At 71.5% G+C, this 20,884-nt stretch carries 23 protein-coding genes; 7 read left to right on the top strand and 16 right to left on the bottom strand.

Annotated features, from left to right (window positions below; translation table 11 throughout):
- Positions 1 to 39 precede the first annotated feature (39 nt).
- Together AB0J97_RS26285 and AB0J97_RS26290 are read left to right on the top strand one after the other, a co-directional pair.
- Entirely contained in the window at positions 40 to 1,032 is a 993-nt protein-coding gene (locus AB0J97_RS26285; protein ID WP_364092808.1) for an NADPH:quinone oxidoreductase family protein, read from the top strand.
- Between the two features lie 94 nt (positions 1,033 to 1,126).
- Positions 1,127 to 2,122, top strand: coding sequence for a sigma-70 family RNA polymerase sigma factor (locus tag AB0J97_RS26290; protein WP_364092810.1), 996 nt, complete (start codon positions 1,127 to 1,129; stop codon positions 2,120 to 2,122).
- A gap of 22 nt (positions 2,123 to 2,144) precedes the next feature.
- Here AB0J97_RS26290 and AB0J97_RS26295 read toward each other — a convergent pair whose 3' ends face one another.
- The 9 genes from AB0J97_RS26295 to AB0J97_RS26335 all read right to left on the bottom strand — a co-directional run bounded on the left by AB0J97_RS26295 (position 2,145) and on the right by AB0J97_RS26335 (position 9,202).
- Positions 2,145 to 2,462 (bottom strand): transcriptional regulator, encoded by a 318-nt coding sequence (locus AB0J97_RS26295; RefSeq protein WP_364092812.1) that lies wholly within the window; start codon positions 2,460 to 2,462, stop codon positions 2,145 to 2,147.
- Positions 2,462 to 2,935: a hypothetical protein gene (locus tag AB0J97_RS26300; RefSeq protein WP_364092814.1), complete on the bottom strand. Its 474-nt coding sequence runs from the start codon at positions 2,933 to 2,935 to the stop codon at positions 2,462 to 2,464. The genes AB0J97_RS26295 and AB0J97_RS26300 overlap by 1 nt, the downstream gene beginning before the upstream one ends.
- 185 nt (positions 2,936 to 3,120) lie before the next feature.
- Positions 3,121 to 3,333, bottom strand: a complete 213-nt coding sequence (locus AB0J97_RS26305; protein ID WP_357709071.1) for a hypothetical protein — start codon at positions 3,331 to 3,333, stop codon at positions 3,121 to 3,123.
- 68 nt (positions 3,334 to 3,401) lie between these two features.
- Complete coding sequence (locus AB0J97_RS26310) at positions 3,402 to 4,493, bottom strand: serine/threonine protein phosphatase (RefSeq protein WP_364092816.1); 1,092 nt, start codon at positions 4,491 to 4,493, stop codon at positions 3,402 to 3,404.
- 33 nt (positions 4,494 to 4,526) lie between these two features.
- Entirely contained in the window at positions 4,527 to 4,985 is a 459-nt protein-coding gene (locus AB0J97_RS26315) for an HTH domain-containing protein (protein ID WP_364092818.1), read from the bottom strand.
- A complete protein-coding gene (locus tag AB0J97_RS26320) occupies positions 4,982 to 5,800 on the bottom strand; it encodes an alpha/beta hydrolase (RefSeq protein ID WP_364092820.1) in 819 nt (272 codons plus the stop codon). Before AB0J97_RS26320 ends, AB0J97_RS26315 begins: the two co-directional genes overlap by 4 nt.
- A gap of 19 nt (positions 5,801 to 5,819) precedes the next feature.
- The gene (locus AB0J97_RS26325) at positions 5,820 to 6,596 is read right to left on the bottom strand and encodes a class I SAM-dependent methyltransferase (protein ID WP_364092822.1); all 777 of its coding nucleotides are present in this window, start codon (positions 6,594 to 6,596) and stop codon (positions 5,820 to 5,822) included.
- Positions 6,597 to 6,771: 175 nt separating this feature from the next.
- A complete protein-coding gene (locus tag AB0J97_RS26330; protein ID WP_364092824.1) occupies positions 6,772 to 8,016 on the bottom strand; it encodes a cytochrome P450 in 1,245 nt (414 codons plus the stop codon).
- Positions 8,017 to 8,251: 235 nt separating this feature from the next.
- Positions 8,252 to 9,202, bottom strand: a complete 951-nt coding sequence (locus AB0J97_RS26335; RefSeq protein WP_364092826.1) for a LuxR C-terminal-related transcriptional regulator — start codon at positions 9,200 to 9,202, stop codon at positions 8,252 to 8,254.
- Between the two features lie 149 nt (positions 9,203 to 9,351).
- Between AB0J97_RS26335 and AB0J97_RS26340 the strand changes: the two genes are divergently transcribed.
- On the top strand, positions 9,352 to 9,600 hold the full coding sequence (locus AB0J97_RS26340) for a heavy metal-associated domain-containing protein (RefSeq protein WP_357709091.1): 249 nt from the start codon (positions 9,352 to 9,354) through the stop codon (positions 9,598 to 9,600).
- A 386-nt stretch (positions 9,601 to 9,986) separates the two neighbouring features.
- Here the strand turns inward: AB0J97_RS26340 and AB0J97_RS26345 are convergent, their stop codons facing one another.
- From AB0J97_RS26345 to AB0J97_RS26370, 6 genes are all read right to left on the bottom strand, one after another.
- Positions 9,987 to 10,844, bottom strand: a complete 858-nt coding sequence (locus AB0J97_RS26345; RefSeq protein ID WP_364092828.1) for a fumarylacetoacetate hydrolase family protein — start codon at positions 10,842 to 10,844, stop codon at positions 9,987 to 9,989.
- 31 nt (positions 10,845 to 10,875) lie between these two features.
- On the bottom strand, positions 10,876 to 11,934 hold the full coding sequence (locus tag AB0J97_RS26350) for a Gfo/Idh/MocA family oxidoreductase (RefSeq protein WP_364092830.1): 1,059 nt from the start codon (positions 11,932 to 11,934) through the stop codon (positions 10,876 to 10,878).
- 52 nt (positions 11,935 to 11,986) lie between these two features.
- Positions 11,987 to 12,817 carry a carbohydrate ABC transporter permease gene (locus AB0J97_RS26355; RefSeq protein ID WP_357709104.1) on the bottom strand — a complete coding sequence of 277 codons (831 nt, stop codon included), beginning with the start codon at positions 12,815 to 12,817 and terminating at the stop codon, positions 11,987 to 11,989.
- A 4-nt stretch (positions 12,818 to 12,821) separates the two neighbouring features.
- Positions 12,822 to 13,664 (bottom strand): sugar ABC transporter permease, encoded by an 843-nt coding sequence (locus tag AB0J97_RS26360; protein ID WP_364092832.1) that lies wholly within the window; start codon positions 13,662 to 13,664, stop codon positions 12,822 to 12,824.
- Between the two features lie 172 nt (positions 13,665 to 13,836).
- Positions 13,837 to 14,760: a 3-keto-5-aminohexanoate cleavage protein gene (locus AB0J97_RS26365; RefSeq protein ID WP_364092834.1), complete on the bottom strand. Its 924-nt coding sequence runs from the start codon at positions 14,758 to 14,760 to the stop codon at positions 13,837 to 13,839.
- Between the two features lie 56 nt (positions 14,761 to 14,816).
- Entirely contained in the window at positions 14,817 to 16,190 is a 1,374-nt protein-coding gene (locus tag AB0J97_RS26370) for an extracellular solute-binding protein (protein ID WP_364092836.1), read from the bottom strand.
- 393 nt (positions 16,191 to 16,583) lie between these two features.
- On the opposite strand from AB0J97_RS26370, the gene AB0J97_RS26375 reads away from it, so the two are divergent.
- The 3 genes from AB0J97_RS26375 to AB0J97_RS26385 are packed head-to-tail and all read left to right on the top strand — an operon-like array spanning position 16,584 to position 19,239.
- The gene (locus AB0J97_RS26375; protein ID WP_364092838.1) at positions 16,584 to 17,624 is read left to right on the top strand and encodes an alcohol dehydrogenase catalytic domain-containing protein; all 1,041 of its coding nucleotides are present in this window, start codon (positions 16,584 to 16,586) and stop codon (positions 17,622 to 17,624) included.
- Positions 17,621 to 18,478, top strand: a complete 858-nt coding sequence (locus AB0J97_RS26380; RefSeq protein WP_364092840.1) for a sugar phosphate isomerase/epimerase — start codon at positions 17,621 to 17,623, stop codon at positions 18,476 to 18,478. Before AB0J97_RS26375 ends, AB0J97_RS26380 begins: the two co-directional genes overlap by 4 nt.
- On the top strand, positions 18,475 to 19,239 hold the full coding sequence (locus AB0J97_RS26385) for an IclR family transcriptional regulator (RefSeq protein WP_357709122.1): 765 nt from the start codon (positions 18,475 to 18,477) through the stop codon (positions 19,237 to 19,239). Before AB0J97_RS26380 ends, AB0J97_RS26385 begins: the two co-directional genes overlap by 4 nt.
- Before the next feature lie 7 nt (positions 19,240 to 19,246).
- Here the strand turns inward: AB0J97_RS26385 and AB0J97_RS26390 are convergent, their stop codons facing one another.
- Entirely contained in the window at positions 19,247 to 19,393 is a 147-nt protein-coding gene (locus tag AB0J97_RS26390; protein WP_364092842.1) for a hypothetical protein, read from the bottom strand.
- A 244-nt stretch (positions 19,394 to 19,637) separates the two neighbouring features.
- Between AB0J97_RS26390 and AB0J97_RS26395 the strand changes: the two genes are divergently transcribed.
- Positions 19,638 to 20,852 (top strand): acyltransferase, encoded by a 1,215-nt coding sequence (locus AB0J97_RS26395; RefSeq protein ID WP_364092844.1) that lies wholly within the window; start codon positions 19,638 to 19,640, stop codon positions 20,850 to 20,852.
- The last annotated feature ends 32 nt before the right edge of the window (positions 20,853 to 20,884 follow it).

The raw sequence follows: 20,884 nt of genomic DNA on the forward strand, positions 1-20,884 counted from the left end.
GGTCTCTCATGTACGCCGACGAAGAAGAGCCGATCGCCAATGAGCATCCCCGCGACCATGCGCGCGCTGCAGCAGACCTCACTCAACGGACCGCAGGACATGCGCCTGATCACCGACGCGCCGGTGCCGAGCCCCGGCCAGGGCGAGGTCCTGGTCCGTGTCGCCGCCGCCGGGGTCAACTTCGCCGACGTCTCCAAGGCGCACGGCACGTTCGCGGGCGGCCCCCGACCGCCGTACCTGGCGGGTTTCGAGGCCGCCGGTGAGGTCGTCGCGGTGGGCGAGGGGGTGACCGACCTCCGGCCGGGGGACCGGGTCGCCGGCATCGGGGACGGCGCTTTCGCCGAGTACATGGTGCTGCCTGCCGCTGCCGCGGTGCCGGTGCCTTCGGGCTGGACGGAGCGGCAGGCGCTGGGGCTGGTCGTGAACTGGCCCACCGCGCTGGCCGCGCTCAGGCCTCTGGGTGGCGTAGCCGCCGGGCACGTCGTGCTGATCCAGGCCGCGGCGGGTGCGACCGGCCAGGCCGCGGTGAGGATGGCCAAGCACTACGGCGCGACGGTCATCGCCACCGCATCGCCGGGCAAGCACGAGACGGTGCTGGCACTGGGAGCCGACCACGTCCTGGACTCCCGCGGCGGGAACCTCGCCGCCGAGGTGCTGCGGCTGACCGGTGGTTCCGGTGCCGACCTCGTGCTGGAGTCGGCCGGCGGCGCCGCCTTCGAGGACGGCCTGGCCGCGGCCAAGCGGGTCACCGGCCGGGTCGTCGTCTACGGCGTCGCGGGCGGCGAGGCTCCGATCACGAACTGGGACCTGGTGTACAGGCACCAGGTCCACGTCATCGGCCTCAATGTCGGGGTGCTGATCCAGGCGGCACCGCAGATCTTCGGCGAGATCATGGGGGAGCTGTCCGCGCTGATCGCGGCCGGCGTGCTCGTCCCCGGCCTGCCCACCGCGTACGAGCTGGCCGACGGCCCGAAGGCGCTCACGGAACTGGAGGCCAGGGCCACCGTCGGCAAGCTGGCCCTGCTGCCCTGAGCCGGCATGATCCTGCGACTGGACGAGGTGTGATCATGGGAGCGGGCCCGCGCCGCCCCTGGAACGTGGGCCATGACACCCGTAGGCTCGCGGCGTGACGGCGCATCCGCGGGCCGCGCCGGATCAGGACCGGTTCACCGCCGAGACCGAGGGGTTCCGCCGGGAGCTGCTGGCACACTGCTACCGCATGGCCGGCTCGGCGCACGACGCCGAGGACCTGGTGCAGGAGACGTACCTGCGGGCGTGGCGGTCCTACTCCGGGTTCGAGGGCCGGGCGTCGATCCGGTCGTGGCTGTACACGATCGCCACCAACGTCTGCCTGACGGCGTTGAAGTCGCGCCCGATCAGGGTGCTGCCCTCAGGTCTGACGGGTCCGTACGACGGAGCCGACCGCCCGCCGAGCCCCGTCGCGCCGGGCGAGGTCTCGTGGCTGGAACCGCTGCCTGACGCCTGGATCGCCCCGCCCGCCGACGATCCGGCCGCGGTGGCGGTCGAACGCGAGTCGCTGCGGTTGGCGCTCATCGCCAGCCTCCAGCACCTGCCCGCCCGCCAGCGCGCGATCCTCATCCTGCGCGAGGTGCTGGCGTTCTCGGCGGCCGAGACCGCGGAGATCCTCGACACCACCATCGCGGCGGTCAAGAGTGGTCTCCAGCGTGCCCGCGCCCGGCTCGACGAGCTGGAACCCGAGCCCGCGGAACTGCTCGAACCGACCGACCGGCGGGCCCGCGCGCTGCTCGACGGCTACATCGCGGCCTTCGAACGCTCCGACGTCGGCCTGCTGGAACAGGTGCTGCGCGCGGACGCCACGCTGGAGGCGACGCCGTTCCGCGACTGGCGGTCGGGCCGGAGGAGGTGCCTCCACCTGCTCGACGCGTACGTGCTGGGCTCGCCGGGCGACTGGCGGATGATCGCGACCACCGCCAACGGCCAGCCCTCCGCCGTCGTCTACCACCGGGACGCGGACGGCGCGCTGCGGGCCGACGGCGTCGTGGTGCTGGCCTCCATCGCCACCGGCGTCTCCCACGTGATCAAGTTCCACGATCCCGCCCTGGTCACGACGTTCGGATACCCGGACGTGCTCACGCACTGACCCGCCGGCGGCGGACGCGTGGTCAGCCGGCGGCGGGACGGTCGGCGGACTCGCGGGCGAGGGCGACGATCCGCTCCAGGGCCGCCGCGTGCCGCTGGAAAGCCAGCCGTCCCTGCGGGGTGAGCTGCACGTACGTCCGCCGCGCCCGCTTGTCCTGGTCCTTGCGGACGGTGACGTACCCGGCGGCGGCCAGCGCCGAGACCTGCTTGGACAGCGCCGAGTCGCTGGTGCCGACCGAGTCCCTGAGAAAGCCGAAGTCCACCCATTCGGCCGGAGCCAGCAGCGCCACGACCGACAGCCGCGCCGGGACGTGCAGGAACTCGTCGAAGAGCGGATCCATCAGGCGGCCCCGCCGCTCCGCCGGACGATCGACGTCAGGACGGAGCGGTTCACGGGCGTGGCCGCGACGTACGCCACGGCCGCCACGACCGCGCCCACGACGGACTGTGACAGCAGCCCGTGAGACGGCAGGTCGAACAGTGCGAACGCGACGATCCGGCCGATGGTGAAGGCCACCATGACGTAGGCCAGCAGCCCGCCGTGGAACAGGACCTCCATGCTGGTGGCCTTCCGGCGGACCGAGGCCCGGTGCTCGTAGACGATGCCCACGCCCACGTACACGAGCATCCCGAGCGCCGCGACGACGAAGTGCCAGGGACTGGGGAGATCGATGGCCGCCAGGGTGCCGAAGAGGCCGAGCGCGGAGACGGCCACGCGCGGAGGCGCGAAGCTCTGCTGGACGATCTGCTTCCGGGTCCTGTCCTGGAGGCGGTGGATGTCGTCGAGTGAGAACTGGGCGTCGTGCTGGTTCATGGGGTCTTCCCGGAGGTCGATTACTGCTTTCCTGTAAGGAAAGTACCATCTGTTTTCCTCACGGGAAAGTGGTAGCTGCGTCACATGCCGGCCGGACCGCACGGGCCGGGAGGCGCGCGATCGCCTGCCGGTGGACATGCGTCCCCGGGGTACCGGGGGCACGAACCTCGACTTCGCCGTGGCGGTCAGGAGGCCGGGTCGCCCAGTGGCCTCGCGTCCTGGTTCGCCTGCGCGTTGGACTGCCGCATCAGCAGATCGGTCGCCAGCTCCACCTCCACCTCGACCTGCCGCAACGCGCGCAGCGCGGCGCCCAGGTCGGGGAAGTCCGCTCCCAGGGCCGCGGCGGCGTCCCTGACGGGCCGGAGAACGTCGGGGATGCTCTGGCGGTGCTCGTCCATGATGTGACGGTATGGCACCGGCGGCCGGGTCGTCACCAGGGACCCTGGCCCAGCCCGGCGCGCCGGGGTCAGGGCATCGCCTTCAGGGCGCGTTCGATCTTCTCGCCCGGGTACGCCGTCGTCCGGCTGGTGCCGTAGAAGTCCCAGTGGAAGTCGTTCATGGCCGTCGCCACGGGGGCGTACCGGCGGATCATCGTGGCCACCGCCGGCGGCGCACCGGTGGGGGCGGCGCCCTCCGCGCACGCGCGGATGTACGCGTTGCGCTCCTCCGGCACGCCGTCCGGCGGCACCTTCACCCCGCAGATGTCGGTGACGAGCCAGTTGACCAGCCGTGCCATCGCGTACGCGGTGTCGTGGGTCCGGTTGTGCTCCAGGAACTCGATCTCCGGCCCGGACAGGTCGAACCGGGAGGAGGTCGCCAGCCCGAGGTCGGCGATGTACAGGCGTTCGCCGTCGGTGAGCATGTTGCCGAAGTGCCCGTCGAAGTGCGTCAGGTGGCGGCTGTTCATGAAGGCCACGGCGGGGAGCAGGCGCGATTCGAGCAGGACGGCCGCCGTCGTCGCGGCGTCCTGACCGGCGGCGACCTGGGCGGCCAGCCAGTGGTCGAGGTCGTGCGGGATGTACTCCTGGAACAGCACGACGGAGGCCGAGGCGCGGGCCAGGGCGCGCAGCCGCTCGCCCACCGCCGGGGAGCCCTCCCAGTACTCCATGGCCGCCTCGACGTCGGCGTGCTCGTCGGCGGGCGGTGGCGCGCCCGGCAGCACCCGCCAGTGGTAGAGCAGCGGGAAGGCCGGGCTGTGCCCGGCCAGCACCCAGTTGGTCGTCATGACGGCGGCCGCGAGCTCGCGCCACGCGCCGAAGCCGGGGGCGCCGATGGCGGCGATCCCGTACTGGCAGAACGGCGGCAGCTCGAACAGGTTCGCGGTGGACAGCACGTTGGCCGGGCCGCGTTCCAGATCGGTCAGCGGGATGCGCTTGGCGAAGACCGGCACGCCGTCGACGTCCAGCAGCGCCGAGGTGCCGCCGATGCCGGAGCCCAGCACCCGGGCCTGCTCCAGCGCCTGGCCGAGCCGCCTGTCGCTGTGCAGCGCCAGCGCGGTCGCGACGTCGCCGTACCTGCCGGCCCGCGCGTTCCTGGACATGTCCGACCGTTCCGCCACTGGGCCCCCTTGATCGACTTCGTGGGTCAGACGCTACCCCGCCGCGTCGGTTCCGGGGCGTCGCTCCCGGTAGCCGGCCAGCATCCGGCCTCCGACGTCGACATAGCCGGCGAACAACCCGATCACCTCCTGGAGCCGCTCCTGCGCCGGGCCGGGGTTCACCAGGGTCTCGCCCTCGCGCAGGGCGGCGATCAGGGTTCTGGCCCGCGCCTGGCTCGCCTCCAGCAGCGACTCGATCCCCCCGGTGGCCTCGACCAGCAGCCGCCGGCTGCCGGGCTGCGGGATCACCCTGGCCAGTCCCCATGAATCGAGCTGCCGTACCGCGGTGCTCACCGCGCCCTTGCTCAGTTCGAGCTCGGCGGCGATGGTGTCGAGCGAGATCGGCTCCTCGGTGAGGAGCAGCAGCCCGTAGGTGCGCCCGGTCGCGTGCGGGAGGTTCCAGGAGGCCAGCAGGTCACCCACGGAGGTGACGAACGCGTGCCGCTCGCTCATCGCCGTGCCTGCCTCGGCGCCGGGATCGTCCGCAGGAACGTGTCGATCGCCTCGCTGACCGCCTGCGGGGCGTCCTGGTTGGCGATGTGGCCCGCGCCGGGGACGACGATCTCATCGACGCCTTCGAGCCGGGCCCAGCCGGGCATGGCCGAGGCGATGTTGCCGGTGGTGTCCCGCTCGCCGCGGATCAGGAGCAGGGGGACCGGCGTGCGGTAGCCGGGGTCGGGGGAGAGGAACCCGACGGTCGCCCGCCACACCTGCACGAACTCCTTCTTCGGCATCTGGCCGAAGGCCCGCCGGGCGTCGTCCCTGGCGGCCTGGGTGGTCGCGGAGGCGTCAGACATCAGGCGCGGAAGCCTTCTGGCCGGGATCGTCCGCAGCATCGGCGCGGCCGCCCGCAGCAGCAGGCGGTCCCGCCAGGACAGCGGCGCCGTGTTCGGCGTGGCGCCGATGACGACCAGTGCGCGGGCCAGGCCGGGATGCCGCCGGACGACGGCCTGGCCGAGGTTGCCGCCGAGGGACTGGCCCACGAGCACCGGCCGCTCCAGCGCCAGGTGCTCGATCAGCGCGCACAGGTCGGCGATCGCGCGCTCGGCGGTGAAGCGGACGCCGGACGGGCGCGAGAGGCCGTGGCCGCGCAGGTCCCAGGTGACGACGCGGTACCCGCGCGCCCGCAGGTACCGGGACTGGGCGTCGAACATCACGTGGTCGGCCCCCGCGCCGTGCGAGAACACCACCGGCACGCCGTCGCCACCGCTGTCGGCGTAACGCAGGTCGCAACCGTGGAGGGACAGGACGGACGGTAGATTCACCATATTCTGAATATAGCGAACATCAGGGCGCACGAGTGACGTACAGGATGCGGTCGTGGGCGTCCTCGTCGGCCACATCGTGCACCGACGTCCCCACCAGCCCGTGAGCGGCCACCACGCGCAGCCCGGCCTGCTCGGCGACCAGGCGCACCGTACGGTCGGAGTGATGGCGCTGCACGTGCCGCATCGACAGCCGCTCCCAGCCGGCGCCCGCGCGCTCGAACAGGTCGAACTGCGTGATCACCACCTCGTCCGCCTCGATCCGCGGCGAGTGGGCGAACCAGGCCACGTACCGGTCACCGCGGTCGGCGACGACCGGGACGCCGAACGTCCGCCGGTAGTAACCGATGGTGTTCAGGTCGAAGAGCAGCACCCCGCCGGCGGCGAGCTGGGCGCGCGCGGCCGACAGCGCCTGGCGCAGCTCGTCGGCCGTCGTCAGGTACGTCAGCGGCACGTCCACGCAGGCGACCACGTCGAAACCGGCCAGCCCGGACGGGGGCCGCAGAAGTGAGCCCACCAGGAACGGGATGCCTTCGGCGGACGTCCGCCGCCGCGCGGCCGCCACCATCGCGGGCGACAGGTCGTAGCCGGTCACCTCGTAGCCCAGCGCCTTGAAGGCCGCGCTGCTGCCGCCCGTGCCGCAACCGGCGTCCAGCAGCCGCTTCCCCCGGCTCCCGTGCCGCTGCGCCGCCTCGGCGAACCGGCCCACCAGGGCCGCGGTGTCCGTCTGCGCGTTCAGCTCGTCGTAGCGGGCGGCGACGCCTTCGTAGGCGGCCAGCGTCTCCTGGACGTGCGACATGCGATGCCTCCTGGGACCGCGCCGGGCCCGGGGCCCGGCGCGGCCGGTCGAGCGGGGTTACCAGACGAACCAGGCCTGCCGGTTGACCCGGCGGCCGGTGACGCGGCGCAGCAGCTTCCTCATGGTGAATCACCTCCCTCCTCGACGAACCGACGAACCGATGAACCGGTGGTGGTCAGGTCCGGCGTGCCGTGCGGCGCACCAGGAAGGGCGGGGGCGTGATGATGCCCTCGACGTGGGGACGCCCGGGGCCGGCGCGCACCTCCAGGCGGGCGCCGTCGGTGAGGGCGGCGAGCAGGTCGGTGGCCAGCGTCTGGGCGACGGCCGCCCCGGCGCAGGTGAACGGGCCGCCGCCGAAGGGCAGGTAGGGGCCGCGCGGCTCGGAGCCGTCCCAGCGCTCCGGCCGGAACGCGGCGGCCTGGGGCCAGTGCCGTTCGTCGCGGTGCAGCAGGTAGGGGCAGACGGACACGCTCTCGCCCGGCTCCAGCGGCACGCCGCCGACCTGGTGGGCCCGGCGTACCGGGCGGCCGAGCAGCCAGGCCACCGGCCAGAGCCGCAGCGACTCGCGTACGGCCGACCCGGCGGGCACGGCGGCCAGGTCGACGTCGTCGGCCGCCGCCGACAGCAGCGCCCAGGCCACCACGTGGCCCACCGGCGCGATCGAGGTGCGGAACAGCAGCAGGTACACCTGTGCGACGTGCTCGGCGGGCGTCTCGGGCGGGGTGGCGCCGATGACGGCGTCCAGCAGGTCGCCGGGGCCGGGCGGGGAGGCGTCCGGGAGGGCGGGGTCGGGTGGGGTGGCGTCCAAGAGGGTCCCGGGTCGTGATCGGGGTCGCCGGTGGCGGACCTCGGCGGCGATCGTCCGCACCACGCGGGCCCACAGGGCGCGCCGCGACACCCGCGCCAGCCGGCCGCTGGGGCGGATCAGCACCTCGCGCCGCACGACGTGCGCCATCAGCTCCCGCAGGGCGGGCGGGCTGTCCGGCCGCAGCAGGGCGCCGGCCAGGAACCGGTGCACGGCGTCCCGTCCGGCCGAGGGCCACTGGCTGACCTCGCCCAGCTCCGCCACGACGGCGGGCAGCCGCTCGCGATGGGCGGCCACATGGGCGCGCAACGTCGTACGGGCCGCCCGGCCGATCGCCGCCTGCGTCGCCCGCGGCCCCAGCAGCCCGCCGCCGACATGGAAGAACCCGGACACCTCGTCGTAGTCGCCCGCCTCGTCGTGCAGGATCCGCAGGGCCTCCACGGGGTCGGCCACGCACAGCGACCCGTCGTCGGGCAGGCGGAACACCGGTCCGCGCGCGCGAGCCGCCTGTTCCACGAACCCCAGCGGGTCACGCCGGTAGTGCCGCGCCGCGCCGCGCGGCCACGGCCGCGCCTCGTCGGGCACCACCTGATCCGGTTCCCCAACCGTCGTCATCCCACCTGCTCCATGCCATCCGTGAATCGGGTGTACACGCAGGCGGCGCAGGTGCGCCCCGCCAGGAGAACGGTGTCGCACGGCCTCAGCGGCTCGGCGCCACAAAACCAGGAACAGCGGCAGCATACAAGGCGTGCCGCCGCCCGCTGGGTGTCAAGTGATCAGTGTGATCAGCGTGATCATTCAGCACCAATGTCACCGAGGTGCCGGCCCCGTCGTGGTGAGGGGGCCGGGCTCAGATCCAGCCGAGCTTGGCGGCGCGGACGCCCGCCTGGAAGCGGCTGTCGGCGCCGAGCTGGGCGGTCAGTTCCCCCACGACCCTGGTCACCGTACGGTTCGAGACGCCCAGGGCGCGGGCGATGGCGTCGTCCTTGGCGCCCGTGGCCAGCAGGCGCAGAACGGCGCGCTGCTGCTCGCCCAGGTCCTCGCCGTCGGCCGCCCTGGGCACCTCGCCCGGTTCGGAGGCCGTCATCCAGCAGTAGTCGAACAGCGCGGCGTAGGAGGCGACCAGTCCGCGGCCCTCGATGATCATCGCGCCCGCCATGAGGTCGCCGGGCGTCGCCTCGACCACGGCCAGCTCCCGGTCCAGCATGATCAGCCGTACCGGGACGAACGGCATGGTACGCACCTCGACGCCGCCCTCCAGCATGCCCTGGACGTGGTCGCGCAGCGCCGGCTGGGCCAGCTGGCTCTGGGCGTGCATGATGCGCACCCGCACCCCGCGCGCCACCGCGCCCACGTCCTCGGCGCGGGAGGCCCTCAGCCGGTCCGGCTCCCAGGCGTGCGGCATGTGCATGCCCATGATCTCCTCGCGCGCCCGCGCCGTCGCCGCCCGCAGCCTCTCGCGCAGGAGCTCCACCTGCGACCGGGGGAAGAACTCGACATGGGCGTCCTGGGGGTCGCCGTCCAGCCGCAGGTAGTGCTCGGTGAGCTCCTTGGACGCCGCCCGCTGCTCGGCGAGCATCCCGAGCAGCTCCTCGCCGCCCACCAGCATGCGGCTGAGCGCGGCCATCGCGTCGACGGCGATCTCGGCGCCGGGGTTGAGCAGGCCCAGCCTGGTCAGCCGCTCCCGTGCGCGCTGGAGCTCGGTTCCGCGCAGCCCCAGCCCGGTGGCGGCTTCGCCGAACGACTCCCGGTGCCGGCGCATGCGTGTGTACACCCGCCTGGCGGTGGCCTCCTCGCTCACATCCCTCTCCTGTCCGCTTTCCGCCATGGCGGGAAGCGGAAGCCGTATCCGCTGTCGTCGTGGCCCGCCGTACGGCAAGCTCAGAAAAGGGTACGGCGTGGTGAAACAGACCCCATACCCAACCCCTGTACCGCACTTCGGAGGACCTTATGATCACGCTTGTCCACAGTCTCGTCACGTACGGCATCCCCGACCTGAACAGCGGAAGCTGCGTCAAGTGCGTGGAGGCGGTGAAGCGGGAGCTGGCCCTGATCCCGGGGGTGGTGGGCGTGGACGTGAGCCTGGAGTCCGGCCGGGTGAGCGTGCTCACCGAGGGGCCGGTCGAGGAGAGCTTCATCGTGGCGGCGATCGAGGACGCCGGTTGCGAGTCCGACCGGCTGCCGGACTGGCGTTCCTAGATCGGCCGGCCTCTTGACCCCGCGGAAACGCGGCGGACAGGGTGATCGGGCGAGACCGGCGACGCGGCTCGCCCGACCCGCCACGGCAGGAGGCTCATGAGCGACGACGTCATGTGGAAGGACTTCTCCCCGGGCCCGCACGGCACCCCTTCTCCCGACCTGGCCCGCCGCCTGGCGTCCGACCCGGTCGGGACGGTGGTCCTGCCCAGCGGCGACATCGTGCCGATGTCTGCCGGACCTGCGGCCGGCCGAGGAACTGGGCAGCCTGCCCTGGAGGGAGGAAGACCTGGCCTACCGGCCGCGCCGGCTCCCGGTGCTGCTCAGGTAGCGGGCCGCCGCCCGGGCGCGAGCGCCCGGGGCTCGGGCGGCCGTCTGTGGCCCTCCGGTCAGGGGGCGGCGACGACGGACTGGGTCTGGCGGCCCAGGCCGTCGATGCCGAGCTCCATCCGGTCGCCCGGCCGCAGGTAGACCGGCGGGTCGAAGCCCATGCCGACGCCCGCGGGCGTGCCGGTGTTGATCAGGTCGCCGGGTTCGAGTGCCATGAACCGGCTCAGGTAGCGGACGACGAAGACCGGGTCGAACAGCATGTCGGCGGTCGAGCCGGTCTGGCGGCGCTGCCCGTTGACGTCGAGCCACATGCCCAGGCCGTTCACCTCACCCAGCTCGTCCGGGGTGACCAGCCAGGGCCCGCACGGGTTGAACGTCGGGGCCGACTTGCCCTTGAGCCACTGGCCGCCGTGGCGCAGCTGGAAGTCGCGCTCGCTGACGTCGTTGACGAGCACGTACCCCGCGATCGCGGCGCGCGCCTCGTCGTCGCTCTGCAGGTGGTGGGCCCGGGCGCCGATCACGACGCCGAGCTCCACCTCCCAGTCGGTGGCCGAGGACCCGCGCGGGATGTGCACGTCGTCGTCGGGGCCGACCAGCGTGTTCGGCGCCTTGGTGAAGATGATCGGCTCGGCCGGCGGTTCCGCGCCCGACTCGGCGGCGTGGTCGGCGTAGTTGAGGCCGACGCACAGGATCTGGTGGGGACGGGCGATCGGCGCGCCGACACGCTCACCGGCGAAGCGGGCGACCGCGCCCGCGGCCACCCGGTCGGCGACGGTCGCGGCCAGCGCGTCCAGGCCGCCGGCGAAGAAGGAGCCGTCGAAGTCGGTGACCACGTCGGAGACGTCGACGTAGGTCTCGTCGTCGATCGCGACGATCGGACGTTCGGCGCCCGCGGCGCCGATCCGCATGAGTCTCATGGAGAAGTCCAGCTTCCGGTGTCGGGGTGGATCAGAGCTGCGCGCCGGCCGGGACGGTGACGGTCTTCCCGGACTGGATGGATTCGTAGGCGGCCTCGACGACGCGCATGGCGTACACGGTGTCGCCGGAGTCGATCAGCGGAGGGCGTCCCTCCACCAGGGAGCGCACGTAGTCGGTGACCTCGGTGATCACGGACTCGTAGTGCCAGCCCCCGGGATGCCAGGCGTCGGGGCCGAAGGGGACGTCGGCGACGGCCTCGCCGCGGTAGTCGTGCTGGCCGCGGAAGATCTTGACCACCGGGTCGGACATCTGGTCCACCAGGATGCCGCCCTCGGTGCCGTACAGCTCAAGGCGCTCGCTGTGGGGGACCTCCGACACGGAGGTGAAGCCGCAGGAGAAGTGGGCGCCGCTGCGCATGCGGCCGTACACCTCGGCGGTGTCCTCGATCTCGTTGTCGAGCGGGAACACCTTCCTGGAGACGCCGGTCAGCTCCTCGAACTCGCCGAGCAGCCACTTGAGCAGGTAGAAGGAGTGGGCGCCGGTGTCCATGACCAGGCCGCCGCCGAGCTTGTACTGGGTCCGCCAGTAGCCCGGCATCGACAGGTGGGCCTTCTCGTTGGAGCGCAGGTACGTCCTGGCGTGGATGACCTCGCCGATGGCGCCCTCGCGCACCAGCCGGTGCACGGCCTGGTAGGCGGCGATGTAGCGGCTGTTCTCGGCGACCATGAAGTGCACGCCGGCCTCGGCCGCCCGGCGCTGGATGGCCACCGACTGCTCGTACGTCGGCGCGACCGGCTTCTCCAGGATCAGGTGCTTGCCGGCGTCCAGCACCGCCATCGCGGCGTCGTAGTGCAGGTGGTGCGGCAGGATCAGGTCCACCACGTCGACCCGCGGGTCGTCGATCAGGTCCTGGAGGTTCGCATGGGTCTGGGCGCCGAACTCGCCGGTGAAGGCCGCCGCCGCCTCGGGGTCGACGTCGCAGCCGGCCACGAGGTCGACCACGTCGGACATGCGCTTGTAGGCCGCCGCGTGCGTCTTCGAGATCAGCCCGAGACCCGCGATGCCGATCCCCGGCTTCGACACTGACATGTGATTCTCCTGTACAGGATGTGACGAATGGATGGTTGGTGGGCGCCGGGCCTCAGCCCTTGAGCGAACCGGCGAGCACGTCGGCGCCGTACCGGCGCTGGAGGAGGTAATAGACGATCATCACCGGCAGCGCGACCATGATCGCGGCCGCGCAGGTGATCTGGTAGTTGCTGCCGTACTGCAGCCCGACGAAGAAGTTGAGCGCGGCGGGCACCATCCGCAGCTCCGGCTGAGAGATCATCACGACCGCGAGCAGCAGGTTGTTCCAGGTCCAGATGAACAGGATGGTGGCCAGGGCGAAGATCGGCGAACTGGCCGTGGGCACGACCACCCGCCACAGCGTCTGCCACCGGTTCGACCCGTCCGTCCGCGCCGCCTCCAGCAGCTCGCGGGGGAAGGACTTGAAGAACGACGTCATCCAGTACGTGCCGAAGGCCATCGAGCCGCCGATGCACGGCAGCATCATCGACCAGTAGGTGTCGATGAGGTCGAAGGCCCGGAACTGGTAGTAGAGCGGGATGACGGTCGCCTCGTACGGCACGATCAGCCCGAGGACGAACAGCGGGAACAGCAGCGACGAGCCGCGGAACCGCATCGTCCCGAACGCGTAGCCGGTCAGGATCGAGAAGAAGACCGACACGCTCACCACCACCCCGGACAGCAGGACGCTGTTGAGCAGCGAGCGTCCGATGCCCGCGTCCGGGTTCTCCCAGGCGCTGACGAAGCTGTCCAGCGACCACTGGCTCGGCCAGGCCAGCCCGCTCACGGACGCGTCCGGCGGGTTGAAGGCGACGAGCGTCGTGGAGATGAAGGGATAGATCGCGAAGGCCGCGAACAGGAGCAGGACCACGTACGACATGGTGTTGCTGCGGCGTGAGATCATCGTGTTATTCCGATCTGACGAGCCGGTTGACCAGGCCGACGCCGATGAAGATGACCAGGGTGAGGAGCACGGCGATGGCCGCTCCCGGCCCGATCTGCCCGTTGACGAAGACGTCGCGGTACATCATCAGCGACGGCGTGGTGGTGGCGTAGCCGGGGCCGCCCTGCGTCGCCATCAGGGGCAGGTCGAAGATGCGCAGGGACAAGGTGAGGGTCATCACCAGCGACACGCGCAGCTCGTGGCGGATGCCCGGCAGGGTCACGGTGAAGAACTCGCGCACCGGTCCGGCGCCGTCGATGCGCGCGGCCTCGTACAGCTCCTTGGGGATGTGCTGGGTGCCGGACAGCAGCATGACCACGACGAAGCCGAACGTCGCCCACAGCGCCACGACGCCCAGGGCGGGCAGCGCCAGACCGGCGTCGCCGAGGAACGGCCGCACCAGGTCGGGGCCGAGGACGGCCTCGATGATCGCGTTGAGCGAGCCGTCCAGCGAGTAGAGCCAGCGCCAGGCGATCGCGACGACCGCCAGGGCGATCGTGTACGGCAGGAAGAACACGAACCGGAAGAAGCTCAGCCCGCGGATCCTGGTCCGCGCGATGATGCCCACGAGCAGCAGGGCGAGCGTCACCGGCAGCACGCAGCCGAAGACGACGAAGACGAGCGAGACCCGCAACGAGGTCCAGGTGTTCGGATCGGTCAGCACCTGGAGGTAGTTGTCGAGCCCGACCCACGTCTGCGGGGAGAGCCCGTCCCATTCGAGGAACGACAGGCGGACCGTGTCGGCGATGGGGACGAGGACGAACAGCGCGTAGAAGATGAATCCGGGCAGGATGAGCAGGTACGGCATCCCGCGGACCTCGCCCCGCCGGACTCCCCGGCGGGGGCGCCTGCCGGCCGGCGTCGCCGGGCCGGCGTCTGTGGTGACCGTGACGGCCATGGTGCGATCAACTTCCCTACGTGGCGCGACCGGTGCGGTGCGGTCCCCCGCACCGCACCCGCCGGCGTGTCCTGACGGATTCCTAGGCGCTCTGGCCGGCGGTCGCGGCCTCCGGCCGGGCCCCGCCAGGCGCGGCGGGCAGGCCGATGATCTCGCGGGCCTCCTCGGGGCTCGCCACCTCGCGGCCCATGAGGTGCGCGATCTTGACGATCTCGTCCACGAGCTCGGCGTTGGAGCGCGACGGCGACCCGTCCGGCAGGTACGGGTTGTCCTCCCAGCCGACCCGCACGTGACCGCCCAGGCTCATGGCCATGGCCAGCAGGCGCCACTGCATCTTCGGGTTCATCACGCTGACGTTCCAGTTGACCCGGGGCGGCAGGTGCCTGACCAGGTACAGCAGGGAGTCCTCGGTGGGAGGCGTCCACGCGCCGCCGGGCCAGCCCAGGAACAGGGTCGTCCAGACCGGGTCGTCGAGCAGGCCCTGGTCGCGGATGAACTCCAGGTTCCAGAACGCGCCGGTGTAGAAGGACTCGACCTCGGGCTTGACGCCGTGCTCCTTGGCCGCCTTGCAGAAGGCCTCCAGCTCGGGGCGGGTGTGGATGGCGTACTGCTCGTTGGCCGGGTAGGCGGGGTCGGGCCGGAAGTACTCGTCGTGCACGTTGAAGGCGTAGGACATCATGTCCGGGCGCAGCTTCATCAGCGCGACCTTCTCCTCCAGCCGGGCGCTGGCGATGCCGAACTGGATGATCGAGTCGCGCTCGGCGCGGATGCGGTCGGTGAGGTCGGCCCAGCCGTCGAAGTCGGTGCGGGAGAGCTGGCGGCCGTCCTCCTGGATCGAGTCCTCCAGGTAGTGCACGCCGTGGTGGTGGACGAGCGACGCGCCGGAGTCGATCGCCCGTACGTACTCGGCGGCGACGGCGGGCACGTCGTCGATCCGCGGCATGCCCTTGAAGCCGGGATACGACATGGAACAGTCGACGGTTACGGTGATGACTACCTTGTCCACGAATGGCCTTTCTCGCACGGGGGTCGGGGCAGGCGCCTCGTGCGCCGCCCCGCGGATCAGGAACGGGTCTTCATGTAGTCGGCCCAGTTCTTCTGGACCGACTCGTTGAACTGCTTGGGCGTGACCTCGCCGGACAGCAGCCGCTGCGCCTCGGCGCCCTGGAACGTCAGCATCGTCGGCGTGGGCCAGTCCTCCCACGTGAACAGGCCGTTCTCCGACGACAGCCGCTCGTAGGCGGTGACCATCTGCTTGAGCAGCGGGTCGTCGATCTTGGCGTTGACGCCCGCCTTGGTCGCGGAGGGGCGGCCGGCCGCGATCTGCGCCGCGACGGCCTCGTCGCCGGCGGTCACGTAGTCGATGAACGCCGCCGCGCAGTCGGGGTACTTGGTCTTGGCGGAGATGCTGAAGGGGAGGCTGTAGCCGCCGACGGCCGCGTGCTTGCCGCTGTCGCCGGCGGGGAAGAGCATGAAGCCGGCGTCGTCGCCCAGGGCCTTGCCGACGTCGCCGAGGGCCCAGGAGCCGGTGACGAAGAAGGCGGACTGTCCCTTGCCGAAGCGGTTGGTGGCGTCGGTGAAGCTGGTCGCCAGCGCGTCGGAGTTGAAGTAGCCCTTCTCCATCCAGGAGCGGAAGTCGGTCGAGCCCTTCAGGTGGCCGTCGTCGTCATAGGTGCTGCCGGGCTTGTTGTAGACCCAGTTGTTGATCGTGTCCGGGGCCACGTACCAGCCGTTGAACAGCGACAGGTTGTGCAGCGCCGGCCACTTCTCCGAGTCGCCGAGCATGACGGGGGTGACACCGGCCGCCTTGGCCTTGTCCAGCGCCTGGACGAAGGCCGCCTTGTCGTCGAGGGTGGCGGGGCCGATGCCCAGCTTGCTCAGGACGGCCTTGTTGTAGAACACGCCGACGTACTGGATGGCCGGCGGCACGGCGACCAGGTTGCCCTCGCCCAGCGCCTTGCCGTCGGCGGTGAACCGGTTGACCGTCAGCGCGGACTCGGGGAACTTCTCGGTCCACCCGAACGCCTTGGCGTACGGGTCCAGGTTCAGCAGCAGGCCCGCCTTCCACAGGGCGCCGTTGATGGCCCAGCCGGAGTTGCCCTGCATGACGTCGGGCGGGTTGTTGCCGGACATCACCAGCTTGATGGTGCTGGCCGAGGAGGCCCAGTCCTTGATCTGCAGGTCGACGGTGACGTTCTTGTTGGCCGCCTGGAAGGACTTCACCTGCTCCTTGAATCCGTTGGCGATGGCCTCGCCCGCCTCGGACATGCCGACGGTCAGCTTGACGGTGCCGTACTTGGCGCACGACGTGCCCACGTCGGTCGGCGCGGCGGCCGGCTTCGTGGTGATCGAGGAGCCCGCGCAACCTGTGGCGCCGATGGCGGCGGCGGTGGCGACAGCGGTCAGAGCTCGTGCGGAGCGATGGTGTCGGAGCATCCTGTCCTCCTTGAAATGAGCCATGAAGCCTCCGCAAAAGGGGGATGTCGGAGGGATTTCGATGGCGGTGACTCCTCGCGTCCTGAAGTCTCATCCACAAGGTCGGCGACGAAGAGCACTTGCGGGCGGCCGTGGGGGGCTCGACCTCTCGCTGTGATCAGTAGCGAGGTGTTGCGTCAGACGAACTGTGTTGCACCAAGGGACGTTAGTGGTGCCCGACGCTATGGCGGACAATCAGGGCATGTCAACCCCTTTGATCGGGGTGTTTCCTGTGAAATTTCCACCCTTTCCCGGCAAGTCATGTGTTGCGTGCAGCGTTAGGGGGTTGCATCTGCCGCAACACTTGTGGATGCTGTGTGCACACCGAACCTGCCCCCCGGAAGAAGGCGACCAGTGGGAGCAACGTCAGCCACGGACACCATGCAGGCCGCCGTGGCCCCCTCGATCCCGAGCGAACGGCTCGACGTCACCCGCGTGCCGCGTCCGGTGCCCGAGGCCGACGACCACGTCGTCCTGCGTGTGCACGCCTGCGGCATCTGCGGCACCGACCTGCACGTCCTGGCCGGGCACTCCTACCGGCCCGAGACGCCCTTCGTGCTCGGCCACGAGCCGGCCGGGGTCGTCGTGGACGCCGGAGCCGGAGCGCGGCAGTGGATGGGCCGCCGGGCCGTCATCACCCTGTTCACCGGCGAGGGCTCGTGCGCGGCGTGCCGGGCCGGCGACGAGCGGCTGTGCCCGGAGCTGGTGTCGATCACCGGCGTGCTCGGCGCCTGGGGCGGCTACGCCGACTACCTGCGCGTACGGGCGGGTCAGCTCGTCGAGGTGCCGCCGCCGCTGTCGTGGGAGGACGCCGCCTCGCTGGTCGACGGCGGGGCGACCGCCGCCAACAGCGTCCGGGTCGCCCTGGAACGCCGTCCGCGCCGCGTGCTCGTCCTCGGGGCGGGGCCCATCGGTCACCTGTGCGCCGAGTTGCTGCGCGTGCACGGCGTGCCCGTCCAGGCGGTCGAGCCCAACCCGGTACGCCGCCGCGCGCTGCGGGCCGTCGGGCACGACGTCGTCGCCTCGGTCGAGGCGGCCGCCGCGCCCGTCGACGTCGTCATCGACTGCACGGGGGCGCCCGCCGTCCTGGCGCCGGGCCTGGACGCGCTCGACCCGCACGGCACGTACCTGCTCGCCGGGTACGCTCGCGTCCCGGACGTGGACTTCGCGGTCGTCGCGCGCAAGGAGGCCGACATCCGCGGCATCCGGTCGGGCCGTCGCGAGGACCTGGAGTCGATCCTCGCGCTGGCCGCCGACGGGAAACTCCGACTTCCCCCGACCGCCCGCTGGCGGCTCTCCGCGGTGAACGACGCGCTCGACGCGCTTCGCGCCCAGCGGGTCCCCGGCAAGGCGGTCATCGTCCCTGACAGCGTTTGGAAGGATGAAGTGGCATGAAGATCGCTCTGGACCCGGCGATGCTCCAGGGGAAACCGGTCGAGCACGCCGCCCGCGCCACCGCCGAGGCCGGCTACCGCTACCTGGAGATGGGCAACCGCGACGACTTCATCCCGGCGTTCGGCCCCATGCACGCCTCGCCGGCCGAGCTGCGCGGCTTCCGCGACGCGGCGGACGGCTCAGGCGTCGAGATCGCCTCGGTCGCCGTGATCCAGGCGTGGTCCAGCCCCGACGAGGACGTCCGCAAGCAGGCCGTCGCGTGGTGGCGGGACGGCATCGCCGCCGCCGTGGAGCTCGGCTGCCGGCGCGTCAACACCGAGCTGTCCGGCCACCCCGACCAGCCAGACGCCTGCCGGGAGGCGTTCCTGCGCTCGATCGACGACCTCCTGCCCGTGCTCGAACGCGAGGACGTCGAGCTCGTCGTCGAGCCGCATCCCTGGGACTTCATCGAGACGACCGCCGGGGCCGTCGACCTGATCAAGGAGATCGACAGCCCGCGGCTGCGCTACCTGCACTGCGTGCCCCACGCCTACCACCTCCAGGGCGGCGTCACCGAGCAGGTCGAGTACGCCCGCGGCTGGTTCGACCACGTCCACGTCGCCGACACCTTCCGGCCCGGTCGCACCATCGTCAACCCGCCCGGCGTCTCGTGCCGCATCCACCAGCACTTCGACCTCGGCCGCGGCGAGATCGACTGGGCCGAGGTGCGCACGGCACTGGAGGCGGTCGGGTTCGACGGCATCCTCACCGTGCAGGTCTTCGGCTGGGAGGACCAGGCCGAGAAGTCCTTCAGGACGAACCGCGAAGCAGTTGATCACCTCTTCGGCCTGAACGGCGGACAATCCTTGTCATGACCACGAACCAGAGCCCCGGTGCGAACGAACCCTCCGACGGCCGCACCGCCTCTCCCATCCAGCGCGCGCTGCGCGCGCTGGAGCTTCTCTCCACCGAACCGCTCACCGCCGCCGAGCTCGCCCGCGAGCTGGACGTCAACCGCAGCACCGCCCTGCGGCTGCTCGCGGAGCTGGTCGCCACGGGCTACGTGGCCCGCAACGAGGCGACGAAGCGCTACACGATCGTCCCGGCCAAGTTCTACGGCCTCATCCAGGCGCCGGAGACCGACTGGAGCCAGATCATCGACCCCGTCCTCGCCTCGATCCGCGACGAGTGCGGCGACGCCACGATCCTCGCGGTGCCGGCCAAGGACACGATGGTCTACCTCGCGTTCTTCCCCACCCGGCACGTCGTGGCCGTCTCCGAGCAGTTAGGGACGATCCGGCCGATGCACTGCTCGGCGCTGGGGAAGGCCTACCTGTCGGCCCTCGATCCCGAGGCCCTCGACACGCACCTGGCCCGCTTGTCCTACGCGGGCGGCACGGAGAACGCCGCCAAGGGGCCCATCGAGTTGCGGCGCCGGGTGGAGGAGTCGCGCGAGGTCCGCTACGCGGTCGACAGGGACGAGACCTTCGACGGCGTCAGGTGCGTCGCGGTGCCGGTGCGGATCCGCGGCTCCCTGATCGGCGCGGCCGGCATCTCCGGCCCGTCCAGCCGCCTGTCCGACGCGCGCATCCCGCAGCTCGGGCAGTACCTGGCGGCGTCCATGTCGGGCTTGTGACACCTGGTCAGGCACGGAACGCGGACAGAGCGGCGAGGTGCAGGGACCGGGCGTTCGCGGTCCGGGTCACGAGCACGACAGGCTGGTCGGGGAGTTCGCCGGCCGCGGCGCGCAGCACGGCCGTCGCGGCCTCGAAGGCGAACCCGCTCCCCATGCGCCGCGCCGCAGGACGTGGCCCAGCTCCAGTTCCCCTCCGTCCTCGGGGGAGCGGCGGGCGAGCATCAACGTCCCGATGAGCCGGTCCGTCGCGTGGTCGGCGACGACGTAGTTGCCGAGGCCCGACGTCGCAAGGCGCGGGCAGGTGGTTCATCAGCGCCTGATCCTAGGACACGGCCGCCGGTATCGCGGGAACCGCAGCCTGGAAGGCTGTAAACGATATTTCTCACTACGATGTCCGGATGCTTCCTGCTTCCCCCTCGGTCGTGGAGCCGGTCTCGCCGCGTGCCGGGCGGCTGGCCTGGCTGGACGCGTTACGCGGACTGGCCGCGATGGTGGTGGTCTTCGAGCACGCGCTCGAACCGCTGTGGCCGGAGGCGCGAACGTCGGTCAAGGCCGTCTTCGATCCCGGCTGGTACGGCGTGCTGGTGTTCTTCCTGGTCAGCGGCTACATCGTGCCCGCGTCCCTGGAACGCCTGGGCAGCGTGCGGGCCTTCTGGATCTCGCGGTTCTTCCGGCTGTGGCCGCTGTTCACCGTGTGCGTGGCCGGGATGCTGCTGCTGGCGGCGCTCGGCTGGGACGGCCTGCACATCTGGTGGGACACCCGCCCGGCGGCCATGGCCCTGGGTCACGCCGGCATGCTCCAGAACCTGCTGTACGTGCCGAACGTGGCCAACGTGCTGTGGACGCTGTCGTACGAGATGGCCTTCTACCTGCTGCTGACGGCGATGTTCACCCTCGGGGTGCACCGGCGCAGCACCGCGACCGCGCTGGCGTTCGCGGCGGCCGCCGTGCTCGGCGCGGGGCTGCTGCCGGTGACGCTCCTGTCGGCCGGCGGCGCGAGCCGGATGCTCACGGTGGTGGTCGTGGTGACCGCCGTGGTGGCCGCCGGGCTGGCCGCGATGCTGCGCGGCGGCAGGCGCGTACGGCAGGCGGGCGCCGTGGCCGTCGCGGGCACCATCCTGCTGCTGCTGGCGGTCAACCAGAGCTACCCCGGGCCGTGGCAGGGACTGTTCATCCTGGCGACCATGTTCGCCGGCACCGCGCTCCACCGGGTGGAGACCGGGGAGCTCGGTCGCGGTCACCTCGTGTGGGTGGCGCTGATACCGCTGGCGGGGTTGTGGCCGGCGCGTGACGAACCCGGCGTGCAGGTGGCGATCGTGGCGGCCTGGCTGACCTTCGCCGCCGGGACGGCCCTGCGCCACCGGACGATGCCCTCGTGGCTCACCTGGCTGGGCCTGGTGTCGTACTCGATCTACCTGCTGCATCCGCTGCTGCTGGAGAGCGTCGAGTTCTTCCTGCCCGAGCCGTCGGACGTGCCGCTGCCGGCGCGCCTGGCGCTCCTGGCCGCGGTGTGCGCGGCGCTGCTCGGCCTGTGCGCGCTGACCTGGCGATGGGTGGAGATGCCCGCGCAACGGCTGGGCAGGCGCCTGATCCACCGGACCGACCCTTCCTGACCTCGAAGCGCCTCGGAGCGCCTCGGAGCACG

This window comes from Nonomuraea sp. NPDC049607 (assembly GCF_040675375.1).
Classification (GTDB): domain Bacteria; phylum Actinomycetota; class Actinomycetes; order Streptosporangiales; family Streptosporangiaceae; genus Nonomuraea.